Annotated in this window: 1 protein-coding gene; it reads right to left on the bottom strand. The window is 63.7% G+C overall.

The genetic code is table 11. The annotated features are described in order from the left end of the window. Positions 1 to 984 (bottom strand): IS701 family transposase (locus ACPXB3_RS22380; RefSeq protein WP_425729840.1); only part of this gene is annotated, 984 nt, incomplete at both ends.

Raw genomic sequence — 984 nt, 5'->3', positions numbered from 1 at the left:
GAGGATGAGCGTGATGAACAGTCGACGGAATTCGTTGACGCTCAAGCGGATTAGTTGAGGATTGCGGTGCTCGAGGGAACGCTGAGCGGCGGTGGTCACCGCCAGGAACGCGTGGGCGAGCATGACCAGGATCGTCCAACGGTGCCAGGATGTCCAGGTCCGGACTTGATGCTGATCCAGGCCGGTCAATCCTTTACTCGTCTGGAAGGATTCTTCGACCGTCCAGCGCCGCCCGGCCACCCGCACCAGCTCGGCCAGGCAGACCGGACGCGGACTGTAGCAGCGGTAGTAGGCCAGTTCTCCGGTGGTGTCGTTGCGGCGGATCAGGATCGAACACTGCCCGGTGTCGACAGCTTCGACCGATGCGACCCACGCCCACGAGTACAGTCGGTCACCTTTGGTACCGACACCGGCCGACAGGGTCTGCCACGCCGCCGCGGGAAGATCGGCGGTGATCGTGGCGACGGCCACGTCGTCGCCGGCCGCGGTCGGTACTGTGCGGTTGCTGCCGACAGCCCGGACATACCCGATCTGCCGCTGATGCAACATGTTTCGCAGGTCGGGATCGGCGCCGTACACTTCGTCGCCGGCTACCCACCGGGCTGGTACCTCGGCGTCGAGGGCTCGGCTGATCAGTGTGGCGGCCAGTGCCGGTTTGGTGGCAAAACCCACGTCGGCGGGCACGCCGCTGTCCGCGCATCGATCGGTGTCATCGCACCACGATTTGGGCATATACAGGGCACGATCGATCAAGGCGTGTCCTTTGGAACTGGTGTAGGTCATGTAGACGGCGACCTGGCAGTTCTCGACACGCCCGGCCGTGCCAGAGTATTGGCGTTGCACGCCCACGGTTTTCGTGCCCTTCTTCAGATCGCCGGTCTCGTCGACGACGAGTACCGCATCAGGTTCGGCGAATGCGTCGACGACCATCGTGCGCAAGTCGTCGCGAATGTCATCGGCGTTCCACTTGGCTCGAGACAGCAA

This window comes from Gordonia sp. DT219 (assembly GCF_049847065.1).
GTDB lineage: Bacteria > Actinomycetota > Actinomycetes > Mycobacteriales > Mycobacteriaceae > Gordonia.
This window is presented reverse-complemented; position numbering and strand designations above follow the sequence as displayed.